Source organism: Fodinisporobacter ferrooxydans, from assembly GCF_022818495.1.
In the GTDB taxonomy this organism is placed as follows: Bacteria; Bacillota; Bacilli; order Tumebacillales; family MYW30-H2; genus Fodinisporobacter; species Fodinisporobacter ferrooxydans.
Genome location: NZ_CP089291.1, coordinates 783,688 through 799,693, shown reverse-complemented (window position 1 = coordinate 799,693; position 16,006 = coordinate 783,688). Strand labels below are relative to the sequence as shown.

16 protein-coding genes are annotated in these 16,006 nt (G+C 38.0%); 14 read left to right on the top strand and 2 right to left on the bottom strand.

Annotated elements, in window-relative coordinates:
* Window positions 1–19 precede the first annotated feature (19 nt).
* The 11 genes from rfbF (at window position 20) to LSG31_RS03780 (ending at window position 12,366) form a co-directional block, all read left to right on the top strand.
* Window positions 20–793 (top strand): glucose-1-phosphate cytidylyltransferase, encoded by a 774-nt coding sequence (gene rfbF / locus LSG31_RS03830; RefSeq protein WP_347438083.1) that lies wholly within the window; start codon window positions 20–22, stop codon window positions 791–793.
* Window positions 787–1,878, top strand: a complete 1,092-nt coding sequence (gene rfbG / locus LSG31_RS03825; protein WP_347439437.1) for a CDP-glucose 4,6-dehydratase — start codon at window positions 787–789, stop codon at window positions 1,876–1,878. Before rfbF ends, rfbG begins: the two co-directional genes overlap by 7 nt.
* Before the next feature lie 286 nt (window positions 1,879–2,164).
* Complete coding sequence (locus LSG31_RS03820) at window positions 2,165–3,463, top strand: IS110 family RNA-guided transposase (protein ID WP_347436551.1); 1,299 nt, start codon at window positions 2,165–2,167, stop codon at window positions 3,461–3,463.
* 501 nt (window positions 3,464–3,964) lie between these two features.
* Window positions 3,965–5,056 carry a class I SAM-dependent methyltransferase gene (locus LSG31_RS03815; protein WP_347438082.1) on the top strand — a complete coding sequence of 364 codons (1,092 nt, stop codon included), beginning with the start codon at window positions 3,965–3,967 and terminating at the stop codon, window positions 5,054–5,056.
* Window positions 5,053–6,009: an NAD-dependent epimerase/dehydratase family protein gene (locus LSG31_RS03810; protein WP_347438081.1), complete on the top strand. Its 957-nt coding sequence runs from the start codon at window positions 5,053–5,055 to the stop codon at window positions 6,007–6,009. The genes LSG31_RS03815 and LSG31_RS03810 overlap by 4 nt, the downstream gene beginning before the upstream one ends.
* 16 nt (window positions 6,010–6,025) lie before the next feature.
* Window positions 6,026–6,808 (top strand): transketolase, encoded by a 783-nt coding sequence (locus tag LSG31_RS03805; protein WP_347438080.1) that lies wholly within the window; start codon window positions 6,026–6,028, stop codon window positions 6,806–6,808.
* 2 nt (window positions 6,809–6,810) lie between these two features.
* Window positions 6,811–7,758 (top strand): transketolase family protein, encoded by a 948-nt coding sequence (locus LSG31_RS03800; protein ID WP_347438079.1) that lies wholly within the window; start codon window positions 6,811–6,813, stop codon window positions 7,756–7,758.
* A complete protein-coding gene (locus tag LSG31_RS03795; protein WP_347438078.1) occupies window positions 7,712–9,079 on the top strand; it encodes a glycosyltransferase in 1,368 nt (455 codons plus the stop codon). The genes LSG31_RS03800 and LSG31_RS03795 overlap by 47 nt, the downstream gene beginning before the upstream one ends.
* 899 nt (window positions 9,080–9,978) lie before the next feature.
* A complete protein-coding gene (locus tag LSG31_RS03790; RefSeq protein WP_347438077.1) occupies window positions 9,979–10,803 on the top strand; it encodes a basic amino acid ABC transporter substrate-binding protein in 825 nt (274 codons plus the stop codon).
* 66 nt (window positions 10,804–10,869) lie between these two features.
* Window positions 10,870–11,544, top strand: coding sequence for an amino acid ABC transporter permease (locus LSG31_RS03785; protein WP_347438076.1), 675 nt, complete (start codon window positions 10,870–10,872; stop codon window positions 11,542–11,544).
* A gap of 99 nt (window positions 11,545–11,643) precedes the next feature.
* A complete protein-coding gene (locus tag LSG31_RS03780) occupies window positions 11,644–12,366 on the top strand; it encodes an amino acid ABC transporter ATP-binding protein (protein ID WP_347439436.1) in 723 nt (240 codons plus the stop codon).
* 147 nt (window positions 12,367–12,513) lie between these two features.
* Here the strand turns inward: LSG31_RS03780 and LSG31_RS03775 are convergent, their stop codons facing one another.
* Window positions 12,514–12,819, bottom strand: a complete 306-nt coding sequence (locus LSG31_RS03775; protein WP_347438075.1) for a hypothetical protein — start codon at window positions 12,817–12,819, stop codon at window positions 12,514–12,516.
* Window positions 12,812–13,063: a hypothetical protein gene (locus LSG31_RS03770; RefSeq protein WP_347438074.1), complete on the bottom strand. Its 252-nt coding sequence runs from the start codon at window positions 13,061–13,063 to the stop codon at window positions 12,812–12,814. Before LSG31_RS03770 ends, LSG31_RS03775 begins: the two co-directional genes overlap by 8 nt.
* A gap of 296 nt (window positions 13,064–13,359) precedes the next feature.
* On the opposite strand from LSG31_RS03770, the gene hpf reads away from it, so the two are divergent.
* The 3 genes from hpf to LSG31_RS03755 all read left to right on the top strand — a co-directional run bounded on the left by hpf (window position 13,360) and on the right by LSG31_RS03755 (window position 15,794).
* Complete coding sequence (hpf, locus tag LSG31_RS03765) at window positions 13,360–13,911, top strand: ribosome hibernation-promoting factor, HPF/YfiA family (RefSeq protein WP_347438073.1); 552 nt, start codon at window positions 13,360–13,362, stop codon at window positions 13,909–13,911.
* Between the two features lie 135 nt (window positions 13,912–14,046).
* Window positions 14,047–15,225: a hypothetical protein gene (locus LSG31_RS03760; protein WP_347438072.1), complete on the top strand. Its 1,179-nt coding sequence runs from the start codon at window positions 14,047–14,049 to the stop codon at window positions 15,223–15,225.
* Window positions 15,226–15,542: 317 nt separating this feature from the next.
* Window positions 15,543–15,794 carry a hypothetical protein gene (locus LSG31_RS03755; RefSeq protein WP_347438071.1) on the top strand — a complete coding sequence of 84 codons (252 nt, stop codon included), beginning with the start codon at window positions 15,543–15,545 and terminating at the stop codon, window positions 15,792–15,794.
* The last annotated feature ends 212 nt before the right edge of the window (window positions 15,795–16,006 follow it).

Genomic DNA, 16,006 nt, shown 5'->3' with positions numbered 1-16,006 from the left:
ATAGAATTTAGGTGATTTTATGAAAGTAGTTATTCTTGCTGGTGGTTATGGAACAAGAATTATTGAAGAATCACATATAAGGCCGAAGCCAATGATCGAAATCGGAGGAAAGCCAATATTATGGCATATAATGAAAATATATTCCCATTATGGATTTAATGAATTTATAATTTGTTTAGGATATAAAGGCTATTATATTAAAGAATATTTTGACCATTATTTTTTACATGAATCTGATATAACATTTGATTTTACTAATAAAAATCAAAAGATAATTCATAATCACTCTGCTGAACCATGGAAAGTCACACTTGTTAATACCGGTTTAGATACAATGACAGGGGGGCGCATAAAAAGAATTAAAAATTATGTCGGAAACGAGCCGTTTTTATTAACGTATGGAGATGGAGTGTCAAATATCAATATCCATAAACTCATTGATTTTCATTTTTCATACAGAAGAACTTGTACTGTTACATCTGTTCAACCAAATGGTAGATTTGGTTCGTTAGAATTAAATCAAACTAATGAAGTTACTGGGTTTCAAGAAAAGCCTAAAGGTGACGGTGGATGGATAAGTGGAGGATTTTTTGTATTTGAACCAGAAATATTTAAATATTTAGAGGATGATAATACAATTTTAGAGAAGGACCCTTTGGAGAAATTAGCCAAATCAGGTGAGTTAGTTGCCTATAAACATGAGGGTTTTTGGTATGCCATGGATTCTTTACGTGATAAAAATTATTTGGAATCTTTATGGGATTTAGGTGAAGCGCCTTGGAAATTATGGTAAACACTACAATGGAGAATAGAATGGATAAAAATTTTTGGGAAAATAAGAGAGTTTTTATTACAGGGCATACAGGTTTTAAAGGATCGTGGTTAGCACTTACACTGCATTTAATGGGCGCTGAAATTGTAGGGTATGCTTTAGAGCCATCAACCACACCTTCGCTTTTTCAGTTATGTAGAATTAATACATTAATTAAAAGCATTTACGGTGATATAAGAAATAAAGAGAAGGTAGAATTTGAAATTAATTCTTTTAAACCGGAAATCATTTTTCATCTATCCGCTCAACCTTTAGTTAGAAAATCTTACTTAGATCCATATGAAACTTTTTCAACTAATGTTATGGGGACTGTAAATATATTAGAAGCAATAAGAAAATGTAATAGTGTCAAGGCGGTTGTGAATGTTACAACAGACAAAGTTTATGAAAATAAAGAATGGGTTTGGGGATATAGAGAAATTGATAACCTTGGCGGCTATGATCCTTATTCCAGTAGTAAAGCTTGTTCAGAATTAGTTACGGCTGCCTATAGATCGAGTTTTTATAATTCAGAAAGTAATAATAAGCATGTTGGTATTGCTACGGCTCGTGCTGGAAACGTAATTGGTGGTGGAGATTGGTCAAGTGACAGATTAATACCAGATTGTATTCGCTCAATTTTAGAGGGTAAAGAAATAGTGATTAGATCTCCAGAATCTTCAAGACCTTGGCAACATGTTTTAGAGCCAATAAAAGGTTATTTAATTTTGGCTCAAAAGTTGTATGAAAATGGGGAAAAATTTAGTGGAGCTTGGAATTTTGGACCTGATGATAATGATGTAAAGACAGTTAAGTGGATGGTAGAAGAGTTATATAAGCAATGGGGGGGGGCAGCAACATATAAAATTGAAAAAAAAGATCATCTACATGAAAGCAAAATACTTAAATTAGATAACTCAAAAGCTAAATCGGGATTAAATTGGTATCCTAAATGGAACATTGATTATTCCGTTGAAAAAGTTGTTGAATGGGTGCATGCATATAAAGAACAAAACGATTTAAAAGAAATCAGCATCAATCAAATAATTGAATACTTTAATTTTTAGTTAACTTTGTCAAATCTTAAAATCGTATGTAAAAATGAGTGAAAATTTAGAAGGGGTTACTACAAATGGATGTTAAGGTTGTTAATAGAAGTACATGTCGAGTATGTGGTAGTAATAACTTAGTGAAATGGGTTAGTTTGCCTGATATGCCATTAACAGATGATTTTAGAAATAAGGAGCAATTCCTGTAATGAAGTAATTTAAGCTTTGAACGAAAAAAGCACCTCTTGTATACTAGGAAACGTTCGACGCAGAACAATACCTACATACGAAAAGAGGCGCTCACATGAAGTATAAGACGAAGCAGAAACAGAATCAACGGATTACAAGAATTACCGAGAACACATTGGTGGTTGGAGCTGACATCGCAAAGAAGATACACGTAGCTCGAGCTGTGGATTTCCGTGGAATTGAGCTTGGGAAGGACTGTGTGTTTCACAACGACCAGGAAGGGCTGACGAAGCTGGCAGCGTGGATGAAGGAGCTTGGCCGAATTCATGAGAAAACAGACATTATATTCGGCATTGAACCGACTGGACACTACTGGTTCCCGTTAGCGGCGTTTTTGAAGGAGCAAGGCATTCAGGTTGTTGTTGTCAATCCGCATCATGTGAACAAGAGCAAGGAGCTCGAGGACAACTCACAGACCAAAAGCGACTACAAGGATGCAAAAGTCATTGCCGACCTCATTCGGAATGGAAAGTACTCAGAACCTAACTTACCGACCAAGGAATACGCAGAATTACGCATTCTGATGAATCTTCGCGAGAAGGTCATGGTGAGCTTGATTCAAGTGAAAACACGGATCACAAACTGGTTTGACCGCTACTTTCCAGAGTATCCACAGGTATTTAAGGACTGGGAAGGGAAAGCGTCCCTCATGACCATGCGTCAGTTTCCAACTCCAGAGGAGATTGTCTCCGTAGGCGCCAGAGGCGTTCTCTCACATTGGAAGACGGAAATCAAGCGTGGGGTGGGCATTAAGAGAGCGGAGCAGCTCTATGCGACCGCAACGGCTTCCATCGGGCTTACCGAGGGACTGGCAGCGGCTCGAATCGAGCTGACTATCTTGCTGCAGCAGTACGATCTGTATGGCAAGCAGGAAGAAACCATTATGGCGCAAGTCTTGCAGATTCTTGAGAAGATCCCCGGAACTCGGCAGATGCTGAGCATCCCAGGGGTTGGTGTTCTGACCGTCGCCGGTTTCCTAGCGGAGGTTGGCGATCTCAACAACTATGATCACGGACAGCAAATCATCCGCTTGGCTGGACTGAATTTGACTGAGAATAGTTCTGGAAAACGGAAGGGGAAAACGGGGATCAGCAAGCGGGGTCGTTCTCGATTAAGAGGCATCTTGTTTCGCGCCATGCTACCGATGGTGGCCAAAAACGAAGAATTTAAAGAGCTGCACAAGTATTACACGACACGTAGTCAGAATCCGTTAAAAAAGAAGCAGTCGATCATCGCCTTATGTGGAAAACTGGTTCGCGTACTTTATACATTGGGGACAAAGCAGAAAGAGTATAACGCAAACGATGTACTGGGGCCAGTCCGACAAGCCCAGCTACAACAAAGTGCAGCATAAAATAAAAAATAGAACACGTATCAACAGCTTAGTATCTGGTTTTTAATAAATGAAATATCCACAACTGGATATTTCACAAATTCAACATTATCAACAAACTGAAAACTCGATTATTCAGATGTGCACAACTTTGACAACGGAAGCACCGGAGAAGCCGAAGGATTTTATCCATAAGGGCAACGACCCAGTCGAGGAGCAAGAATCGGCCTCCACCCCTTGAGAGGTAGAACGAAGGAATGTAAGGGCATAGACCCAGCGTGACATGGGAGGGTAAACCCCGAGGGAGAACGTGGAGATCCACTGTGCGATCATACCATTTTATCCACAGTTTGGAAAACAATGATTTCAAGCTTATTCCTGCCACCGGCCTTTACAGAAAAATATGGGTTCTATGCAATCTTTCACCAACACTCTCTAGGTGTCAAAGTTGTAAAACTAAGAATGAGCGAGAAAACAGGAGAAAACATTACTTTATAGTGGGAGGATTTAGGAGAAGAATTTTTGAACGATATTAATATATTTTTGTGCAATTCATGTAAAACAGCTCAAATATTACATGACATAAGTCTGGATGACTACTATGAGAATTATAATTATACTTCTGCATGTTCAACGTTCACAAAAAATTTCATGCAAAAACTTGCGGAATCACTATTTGAAAAATATAATTTGAAAAAATATTGCTCTGTTCTAGAAATAGGGTCTGGAGATGGAACACAATTATCATTTTTTAAAAAGCTTGGAGCAAGAGTGTTGGGATATGAACCATCGGATGCTTTATGTAAGAAGAGCCTTGAGACAGATATTCCAGTAATAAAGGGGTTATTTACGGAGGAATCAATTAATTTGGTTCCTAAAGAGTATCCAGACATCGATGTGGTTTTGCTAACTTATACTTTTGATCACATCCCAGAACCGATTAACTTTTTGAAAACTGTTAACAAGATTATAAATAAAAAGACAGGGTTATTAGTTATAGAAGTACATGATTTAGAGAAAATTATAAAACGAAATGAATATTGTCTTTTTGAACATGAACATTTTGTTTATTTAACTAAAGAAACAATGAATAATTTGTTGGCTAGAGAGGGCTTTGTATTAGTCGAAGCAGAACTTATACCGGAGAAATATAGAAGAGGAAACTCACTTTTAGTAGTGGCAGCAAGTAAGGAGTCGATATATGCCAATAATAGCAGGATTCAAAATAGTAAAAAGGAGGACTTGGCTCAGTATATAGTAATAAACTTTAATAGGAAATTACAAGAAAGCATAAAAAAATTGGATTATTTTATTGAAAGTAATCTTTCAAATGGAAAAAGTATTGCAGGATTCGGTGCCGGTGGAAGAGGTGTTATGACACTTGCAGCAATGGAAACAGGTAATAAGTTCAAGTATTTAAGTGACAATAATTCTATGATGCACGGTTTATTTACACCAAAAACACATATACCAATAGTTCCACCACAAACATTAATAGATAATCCTGTAGACATACTTATAGTATTTAATTACGGCTACATTGAAGAAATCAAATTACAATTAAGTGAAATTAAAGACAAAACAAATATAGTTTCACTGCTGGAGATACTATGAATAAAAATCCATTAAACTATATCGTTACAGGAGCAACAGGGTTTATTGGGAGTCATTTGGTAAAGGTATTACTTGAAACAGGTGGAAAGGTAGTTGTATTTGTTAGAAGTGATTCAATAAAATTATCTGTTCTGCCTAAACACAAAAATTTAATCATTTTAGAAGGGGATTTTAACAATATTGAAACCTGGCATGAGAAATTAGAAAAAAATATTAATTTTAAAATTGATGTTTTTTATCATTTGGCTTGGAAAGGAGTATTTAATTCTCTAAGAAATGATATTCAACAAATCATGAATATAAAGCCTACTATTGATACTTTATTCTTAGCCGAAAAAATAAAGTGTAAAAGATGGATAGGAGTAGGTTCGCAGGCTGAATATGGACCGTTAAATAAAAAGATTTCTGAGGTCGACCCAACAAATCCTACAACATTGTATGGTTCCGCAAAATTATCATCATGTATGCTTACCCAAATGCTGGGGAGACAACTTAGTTTAGAAGTGGGATGGGTAAGAATCTTTAGTACATATGGTCCGGAAGACAACAGTGGTTGGTTCCTTATGCATGTTATTGACCAACTATTAAAAGGACAACGACCAAAATTAACCTTGGGCGAACAGTTTTGGGATTATTTGTATATAACCGACGCTGTTAATGCATTAAAAGCGTTAGGTGAGTGTCAGGAACTTAATGGAATTTATAATTTAGGCTCAGGTAAAGTATATAAAATAAGAACAATTGTTGAAAAGATAAGAGATATAATTAACCCAAATATCCAATTATTATTTGGAGAGATCCCATATAGAGCTGATCAAGTTATGCATCTTGAAGCAAATATCGATAAAATTCACAAGGATACAGGTTGGTACCCAAAATTTAGTTTAGATGAAGGTATAAGAATTATATTAAACTATTCAATGGGTAAAGGCGTTGAAACTGGATTGAATTAAAAGGAGTTATCATTTAATGCTAACAAATGATATTAGGAAATCTATCCTACATATGATGCACTATTCTAAATCATCACATATAGGCGCATGCTTCTCTATTGTTGAAATATTATATGTGCTTTACTTTAAGATATTAAATATTGATCCAGCCACCCCATTTATGACAGAGAGGGATAAATTTATACTAAGTAAGGGACACGCCAGTGCCGCTTTATATGCTACTTTAGCCGAAAGAGGTTTTTTCTCTAAAGAGTTGTTAAATAAATATTATATAAATTCTGGTGTATTGCCCGGTCATTTAGATAAGAGCTCAATTCCTGGAATTGAAGTATCTACGGGTTCACTAGGTCATGGGTTACCAATAGGGCTTGGAATGGCAATAGCTAATAGACTGAATAGTAATAAGGGTAATATTTTTGTTTTATTAGGTGATGGCGAATGTAATGAAGGTAGTGTCTGGGAAGCTATTATGCTTGCCGCACATTTAAAGTTAAACAATCTAACAGCAATAGTAGATTATAATGGTCTTCAAGGGTTCGGTGAAACTAAGGATGTCCTTAACCAAGAAAATCTATTGGAACGGTGGAGGATATTTGGATGGGAATCTTTTTTTGTTGATGGACACAACATTGATGATTTAACAACTATATTAAAACTCCAAGTACAAAAACCAAAAGTAGTTATTGCAAAGACTATTAAAGGCAAAGGTATTTCTTTTATGGAAAATAAATTAGAATGGCATTATAAATCTCCAAACGATCTACAATTTCAATTAGCCCTTAAAGAATTGGAAGGATGACGATGAGAAGTACTTTTGTGAAATGTTTAATTGAACAAGCGAAAGCGGATGAGAGAATTTTTTTAATTACTCCTGATCTTGGTTACTCGGTGCTGGAGGAGTTTGCAAATCTCTTTCCAAATAGATTTTTGAATGTGGGAATAGCAGAACAAAATGCTATTGGTATTGCTTCTGGCTTGGCTCTTTCTGGGAAAATAGTGTATGTATATAGCATCATACCTTTTATTACTATGAGATGTTTTGAACAGATAAGAGTAGATGTGGCGTATATGGAGACAAATGTCAGAATTGTCGGTGTTGGTGCTGGCCTTTCATATGGACCTCAGGGTGCAACCCATCATGCAATAGAAGATATTGCAATTATGCGTTCACTACCTAATATGACTGTATGTTGTCCGGGGGATCCTGTAGAAGTAAGAAATATAATGGAACAAAGCCTAAGCATAAATGGACCAATCTATATAAGGTTAGGTAGGAATGGCGAAGCGAGTATCCATAATGATAATGTGAAATTCAAAATTGGACAGGCAATAAAAGTTTCAGAAGGAAAGGATTTGGTACTATTTACTACAAGTAATATGCTTGAGCAAGGGGAAATATGGGTTAAGAAACTAAGGGAAAAAGGTAAGAGTGTAACTCACATTAGCATGCCTACAATTAAACCGATTGATAAAAGTATAATAAATGAAGTAATAGAATTAGGCGTACCCATTATTTCGTTAGAAGAACATAGTATTATTGGTGGACTTGGAAGTGCAATTTCAGAAATTATTGCGGAGAGTGGTAAAGCAGTAAATTTTAAACGTATTGGAATAAATGATTCCTACTCACATTATGTTGGGAATCATGAATTTCTCCGGTCAAAATTTGGATTGGAAGATATACTCGAAGAGGTGTTACCTTGTGAAAGAAAATCAACCAGTACTATCGATTTGTATACCAACATATAATAGAGCAGAGTTATTGAAGCTAAGCCTTGAATCATTAATACCACAAGCAAGTGAATTTAACGGAGAAGTCGAGATTGTAATTTCAGATAATTGCTCGACTGACCATACGAAAGATATTTGTATGGAGTATAAGGATGTGGACTATTTTTGTTATTCTAGAAATTCAGAAAATATTGGGACTACCAGAAATATTATGACTTTAACAAGTAGTTTAGCGAAAGGTGAATATTGTTGGGTAATTGGAGATGATGACCTAATTATAGATGGTCAATTAAGTAAAATCATTGGCAGACTTAAATTGCATTTGGAAATAGATTATTTCTTTGTAAATTTCTTTTTTAAATCAATAAAAGAAAGAAATGAGATTATTTTAAATAAAAAATCAAAGTATATCCCGACATCCGAAGAAGTAATGTGTAAAGATACATCAGAAAAAGTATTGGAAAAGTGGGAAGATACCTTAAAGATTGAAAATTTATATCCAGCAGAACTACATACTCACATTGTAAGTCATATTTTTAGAAGAAAAATGTGGAATGAATTAATAAATACTATCGATGTGAAAGATGATGCTTTTTCGAGCCTTGATAACACTTTTCCACATATTAAAATTTTAGCTACGGCATTAACTGGTAAACGTATCTATTATTTTGGTGAACCAAGTGTTTTATTTAGTTATGATTCACAAGAATGGACAGGTTATTTACCAATTATAATTATGGATCGTGTTCAAGAATTATTAGAGCTTTATGAAAGCTTAGGAATAGATGAAAATATCATAAACCATTGTAAAACATATTTCTTTAAGCGTAATGGTGAAAATATTATAAAAATAATATCAAATAAGGATTTGTTATCAAAAAATAATCAGTCTCTTAAAAGGTTCTTGCAAAGAAATCTGGATAATGAAACTTTTATTGATGCTCTAATTGAGGGAATTCAAAAATATACATTAAATATAGATGAAAGTATTTACTCAAAATTTACAGTTCAATTTTTTTTATCTATAGTGAATGGTTTCTTAAAGGAAAAAAAGAGTATCGGAATATGGGGAAGTGGAGATGTAGGAAAATCTCTACTGCAGTTTGAAGTTATTAGAAATAATATCTCATGTATTATTGACACAAACCCTAGGAAACAAGGACAAAAGTTTTCAAATACTAATTTAGTTATTCAACCTCCTGAATATTTAAATGAAAATCCTGTAGATGTTCTTATAATAGCCTCATTTTCATTTGCAAGTAATATCTTATATGAAATTAGAAACCTATATAATATCAAAACTAAAGTTGTTTCGATTGACGGTGTTTGTGTAAATTAAATTAGTTACTATAATATAGTGCCAATTATTAGGGTTCTGTTAATTTATTTTAAAAATTAAAAATTCATGAAATTATTAAAAATTAGTGTCATTCAACCAATTTAACAAAGTATTACCATTTTGGTTTCTTGAAATAAAAAATTCAGTAAATTAATGTCATTAGGTATTAGTTTTTCTTAATTTTATTACATGGTGCACTATTTGACACCATACCAATAGTATAGCTTATTGGACATCCTAGGTCGTGTCCGATTTCCTGGGCCCATTATAGTATCAATTTGTACGTAGTGTCGGACATATTACAAATAAGGATCATTTAAGATGAAAGCGAATGGGGACATTGCATAATTGTCTCCATTTTTATCGAATGATTTTGGCGATTGCTGTTTTCAACTACGATACGTTACGGGACGAACCAATTGAATTTAAATTGATATTCGGATGTATTGCGTTTCAGTTTTACACGGTAGAATTAAAAAATAGAACTGGTAAGCATCTGTCATGTAAAATAGTCTGATAGCGGCGGCATTGTTAAGCAAGATGGGATACTCAAAAGAAGAACGGATTCAAGTAAAAAAGAATTTTTGCAGAATGCCTAAAAACATATTAGGTGACGAAGAGTCAAAATCTCCCCTGTCATCCCATATTTAACTTATAATTTATTTTTGCCACATCCTCTTGCATATTCATTCACCATGGTGTATGATCATATCTGTCCTTTGCCCACCGTATGCGGACGCCATTTACTTAACGTGTATAAATATTCTGACAGAAAATTCTTTTTTGTCGACACTAGCAAAACGGAAATCTTGCAATTATAATGTAAGAATCAGAGATTTATGCGTTTTTCTATGTGAATTTTTCTATTTAAAAAGAAAAATCAGGGGGTTCATCGAGACATGAATAAGTTCAAACGTACATTTGCAGCAACAGCTATGATTGCTGGCTTGGGGCTGTTGGCAGTTGGCTGTGGGTCTTCTTCCAACGCGCCATCCGGCACAGCGGATAATTCGAAAAATGCCGGCAGTTCCGCACAGACAGAGAAAGTCTACAATGTAGGCTCGGATGCTTCTTACGCGCCGTTCGAGTATGTGAATGACAAAAAACAAGTTGTCGGCTTTGATGTGGATGTGATGAATGCAATCGCAAAAGCGGAAGGTTTCAAAGTGAAATACAACAACACCGCTTGGGACGGAATTTTCCTGACATTGGATCAAAACACGAATGACATGTTGATTTCTGCGATTACGATTACAGATCAGCGCAAACAAAAGATGGATTTTTCCGATCCGTATTTTGAAGCGACACAAATGATCGCATATAAAAAAGGAACAAACCTGACGACTTTAAATGCCTTGAAAGGTCATACAGTTGCTGTCCAAAACGGAACGACTGGCGATGACATCGTAAGCAAGGCGTTCGGCAAAGCAAATTCGGATATCAAGCGTTTTGACGCGATGCCGCTCGCGTTGCAAGAGTTGGCGAACGGCGGTGTCGATGCGGCAGTCGGCGATAACGGCGTAGTTGTCAACTATGTGAAAAACAATGGCGCCGGCAAATTTGACACGGCAGTTGACCCGAACTTCCCGAAAGAGAATTACGGAATTGCTGTGAAGAAGGGCAATACGGCATTGTTAAACAAAATTAATGATGGCATCAAGAAGATCAAGTCAGATGGTGAGCTTGATAAAATTTACGAAAAATGGTTTGGCAAGAAAAAATAAAGAACATGCTGCCATGCGTAGCCTATCCTGCATAGGCTACGCATTTTGGGTTTAGGAGGTAAACGGATGGATCAAACATCATGGCAGGCGATCAAAGACTATTTTCCAATGCTGCTGCAAGGCACCGGCGTAACACTTGAGTTGACGTTTCTTTCTGTTATTTTGGGTACGATATTAGGGTTGCTGTTGGGGCTGGGCAGACTCTCTTCATATGCATTGGTTCGATGGCCTTCTGTTATATACATTACGTTTTTCCGTGGCACGCCATTGTTTGTGCAAATCTTGCTTGTGCACTTTGCATTTTTGCCGGCGATTTTTGGACATGGGGTAGATCCCTTTTATTCCGGGATTGTATCGCTTACATTAAATAGCGGTGCCTATATTGCAGAGATTTTTCGTGCCGGCATTCAGTCAATTGACAAAGGACAAATGGAAGCTGCAAGATCTGTGGGCATGTCCTATACGCAAGCCATGTGGAACGTCATCATTCCGCAAGCGTTTCGCCGCATGCTGCCGCCTCTTGGAAATGAAGCGATCGCATTGTCCAAGGATTCATCCTTGTTGGCGGCGATTTCCGGCGGAGAACTGGCATACCAGGCGAAAACCATGTTTGGTGCTACAACGTTGACATGGGCATCCTTTTTGACGGCTGCCCTGATCTATCTCTGCATTACTATGATTTTGGCGCAAATTGTTAGTCTGCTTGAGAAAAAATACGGTACGGTAAATACAAATCTATAAAGAATGAAAGTTAGAAGGTGAATACGCATGACAAATTCATCATTGTTAAACAAAGAAGACAAAGCAGCTGCTGCACATATGCATCAACTCGGATCTGTGATGATCGAAGTGAATAATCTTCATAAATATTATGGCAAGCTGGAAGTATTAAAGGGAATCGATGCAACCATTCGTCAACAGGAAGTGGTTTGTGTCATCGGTCCGTCCGGGTCAGGGAAGAGTACGTTTTTGCGCTGCCTCAATTTGCTTGAGCCTGTCACGAGTGGTCATGTGAAAATTGAGGGCGTGGATTTGACCGATCCAAAAGTAGATGTAAACGCTGTGCGGCGGGAAGTGGGTATGGTTTTTCAACGTTTTAATCTGTTTCCTCATAAGACTGCACTGCAAAATATTACACTCGGTCCAATCAAGGTGCGTAAGACGGATAAAGGGACTGCCGAAAAAGAAGCGATGGAGTTGCTTCGAAAAGTGGGGCTTTCCGATAAGGCAAATGCATATCCGGATCAGCTGTCAGGCGGGCAGCAGCAGCGGGTGGCGATTGCCAGAGCGCTTGCGATGAAGCCGAAAATCATGTTGTTTGACGAACCGACATCCGCATTGGATCCTGAGATGGTCGGTGAAGTGCTGGAAGTCATGAAGCAATTGGCGCGGGAAGGCATGACGATGGTTGTGGTGACACACGAAATGGGATTTGCTCGCGAAGTGGCAGATCGGGTGGTTTTCATGGATCAGGGAATTGTCATGGAAGAAGGAAAGCCGGCACAAATTTTCTCCAATCCGCAAAATGAACGGACACAGTCGTTTTTAAGCAAAGTGTTGTAGTCATTATCAGTTTAGTAAACTAAATTATCAAAGGACGCTGTGCTGTGATATGTGGCTAGCGTCCTTCTTTGTTTCTTGATTTTCTTTAGTCTCTTCAACTTTGTCTCAAATTCAAATGATTTGTTTTGCTGATCCAGTTGGACATTGTCAACGATATGCTGAATCGTGATCTGGATGAAGGGATAACACTCGCAGCCAGCAACCATCTCGGTAAGCAATCGCTCGAAAGCCTTTTCCTATACGGAAACTATACAATTTTTCTCCCATGGATCCACAACGGGAATGAATCAACTCCCATTTCAGTCCCGAATCTCGATGCATTTGATTCCAATTCATATCGGTGAGTTTTCTTAGAGTCCCAAGCACAGCTAACTGCTCTTGTTTGGAAAGATGAAATAACGTACGCTGGAAAACCGGATTATTCAGATCAAGTCGAATCCAATCGTTATTCATTGCGTATCCGTTTCTCCAGTTCATCAAGAATCGTTTCCGAAGGCGGATGGTTCTCTGCCCACTCAATTGCTTCGTCAAGGTCTTTTTGAACTTCTGGAGCAAATAACCACTGTTCGTTGTCGGGAATAAACTGACCTGCCTTGATGATCCAAACACCCGGTTCCAACTCGTCGACCAGAACGGTACGGCCGGCATATTCCTTACCTAGAGAGATTTGTCCGTTACTGCCGATAGTTTTAATCATGGACACTGAGAATCACCTCACAAAAATGCGCATTTATATTTTATTATAACACGAAGGCACGAAAATAAACTGATAAAAAGTCCACATTTAAAAGCGAGAAACTATCTATTTTATTTGATTCAAAAGACGACAGATATTTTTTAAAAAAGGGAAATGTGTTCTTCCTTGTCGAAGAATCCCAAATATTGATTGAACAAGTCCCTTTTTGTAAAAAAAATGTGAAAGATATGTTTAGACGGGAGGAATTAAGCCGACAAAATGGAATATAGATACGTACGAAGGGAGGAGTTTTGCATATGAAAGTTAAAGTTCGCGGTGACAATATCCAGATTACAGGGGCATTACAGGAATATGTGGAGAGAAAATTAGGTCGCCTTGATAAGTTTTTTGATGCAACACCTACCCATGATGTACAAGTTACTCTCTCCGTCATACATGGTATTCACACGGTTGAGGTAACGATGATTGTTCAAGGCATGATTATTCGTGCGGAAGAAAAGTCGGGTGATATGTACGCTTCGATTGATCTCGTAGCAGACAAACTGGAAAAGCAAATTGAAAAGCATAAATCAAAAGTGGTGAAAAAAGCGAAAAAACAATCCGGACGCAAGTTGTTCCAGGAATCTGGGTCTTCTGCGTTGGCATATAGCTATGATGAAGAAGATGATGCACAAGTTGTGCGTGTCAAACGGTTTGCCATGAAGCCGATGGCTGTGGAAGAAGCGATTATGCAAATGGATTTGCTCGGACATAGTTTCTTTGTATTCAGCAATTCGGATACAGAAAAGGTTAACGTTGTATATCGGCGCAATGATGGCCAATACGGTTTGATTGAGCCGGCGTTTTAAAACATGATTAGAGAACGATAGGATTCGATTCACACTGGCATGCATTTGACAGAAAATGTTGGTGTGAATCGAATTTCTCATGAACCGTTACTTTGCCTGATTTAGATGAATAACATAAATGGAGTTATATACGGAATGTCCCAGGCACAATCAGCAGTCATCGTTATGGAAGGCGGAGATACACCGCATACGAATATCGCCGGTGCCATGAGAGCATGGCGGAATCAACTGACGATTGAGACAATCCGACAGTTGCAACAGTGCGATGGGATTTGGATTGTTGTCTGTTCCAATCAACCGCTTATTCGTTCCTATTGTCAACAAGAGCAAATCTTGCTTTTGGATACATCTTCAATTTCTCCTTTCTCGTTTTTAAAAACTCTTCAGGCAGCCTGTACATATTTAATAGATCAGCATGTTACGATCCAACCATCACTTCGCAATGCCATCGTTTTAGGCGGTGCGTCATTGCCTCTGGCGAAAACAGCGGATTTTCAATGTTTGATTGATTCTTTGCAAAATCGTCCGCGAACTGTTTGGGCCAATAATCCTGTATCTCCTGATGTTGTCGGTTGGACACCGATTGACGCGATCCATCAGATCAAACATGTAAAGACAGACAATGGGTTGGCTGCTGCTTTACGGGATCAAGCATGTCTCATTTACCAATTGTGGCCGGATCGATTGCAGTTTCGTTTCGATATTGATACTCCCATCGATCTATGGATGGCATTGCGCAATCTCAACTTTGAACCATCACTATCGAAACTCGCTCAAGGTACATTCACTCAGGAAAATGAAGATTTGTTTGCAAGGGCAGAAATGAACATCCAGGGTTTATTATGCAGAATGAAGGAAAAACAGCTTCCCGCCATTACGTTGATCGGACGCATTTCCCCGCAAATCGTGCAATTTTTGAATCAGGAGATAAAAGTACGGGTTCGATGTTTCTCGGAAGAGCGCGGAATGAAAGGCCTTGGACGGGATGAGCAAGATTTGGTCTGGTCATTGGTCGCTGACTGGTTTGAGCGATTCCCTTCTTATGAAGATGCATTTCAGCAGCTTGCAAAAGAAAGCGACGCCATCATCATGGATACTCGTGTCTGGATGGCTCATCATCGATTGGTGCTTTCGGATGAAGATCGATTTGCATCTGATTTGTTATGGGATGAGCGTATCGCGGATTCCCGATTGCGGCGGTTGACTAATGCGGCAAGATTTTGTAAAGCCCCGGTATTGCTAGGTGGACATGGCCTTGTGAATCAAGGGATTCATTTTTTGCTAAAAGTGCGCGTTCAAAAAGTGGTTAAGTAAGACACAAGGAGTGCGAAGCCGAAGTACGAAAAGGCGACGGAGTGTACGTGTTTGGTACATGAGTAAGCCTTTTTGGGATTCGGCAAAGCAATCCGCCGTGGAGTTTTGACTACTTTTTGAACATCCTCTAAAAGACCGACGTCAGACTGAAAACAAAAAACATACATAGATAAAGAGGAAAGGTCAGACCTTTAAAGCGTGTACGAAAAAATACGCATGAGAAAATACGCGCAAAAAATAAGTGCAAGCATTTTTGATTTTGGATAGGCACCCGCCCGGATCGCCATGCATACATTGGTGGCAGGAGGTGAAAGTCTATGAAAGCATTGGAGTGGATTGCGCAGTTTGTCGTATTTTTAATGGTGTATAACGTGTTTCATTTGGTTTGGTGGAATGTCCGCAAACGGTTTTTTATTCATCCGATCTTGCTGGAAATCGTCTTGGCAATCTTGTTCGTTGCTTTCTTATGGATTCCATTTACGAAGTGGTGGCTGGTTATCTTGATTGCTGCATTGGCGGGTCTATTAAAAGGCGATTTGGAAGTGCGCCAATCGGAGCGAAGATCCTAGCTGCCCGGTTAAGTGCCGCAACCGGTTGTCATCGTATCCGCTGTGTCGTTCGGTTGCCCGCATGCGCCATGCATCCGGGCATTTTTCTATATTTCCCGGTTTCTTATGTCCGAATCCTGCTCTATAATTATTTTTGCAAAAAATGACACAATAAATGCCAAGCAATGGGTTGTACTTATTTTCGAATTGATGATAAAATTTTAACCTAGAGC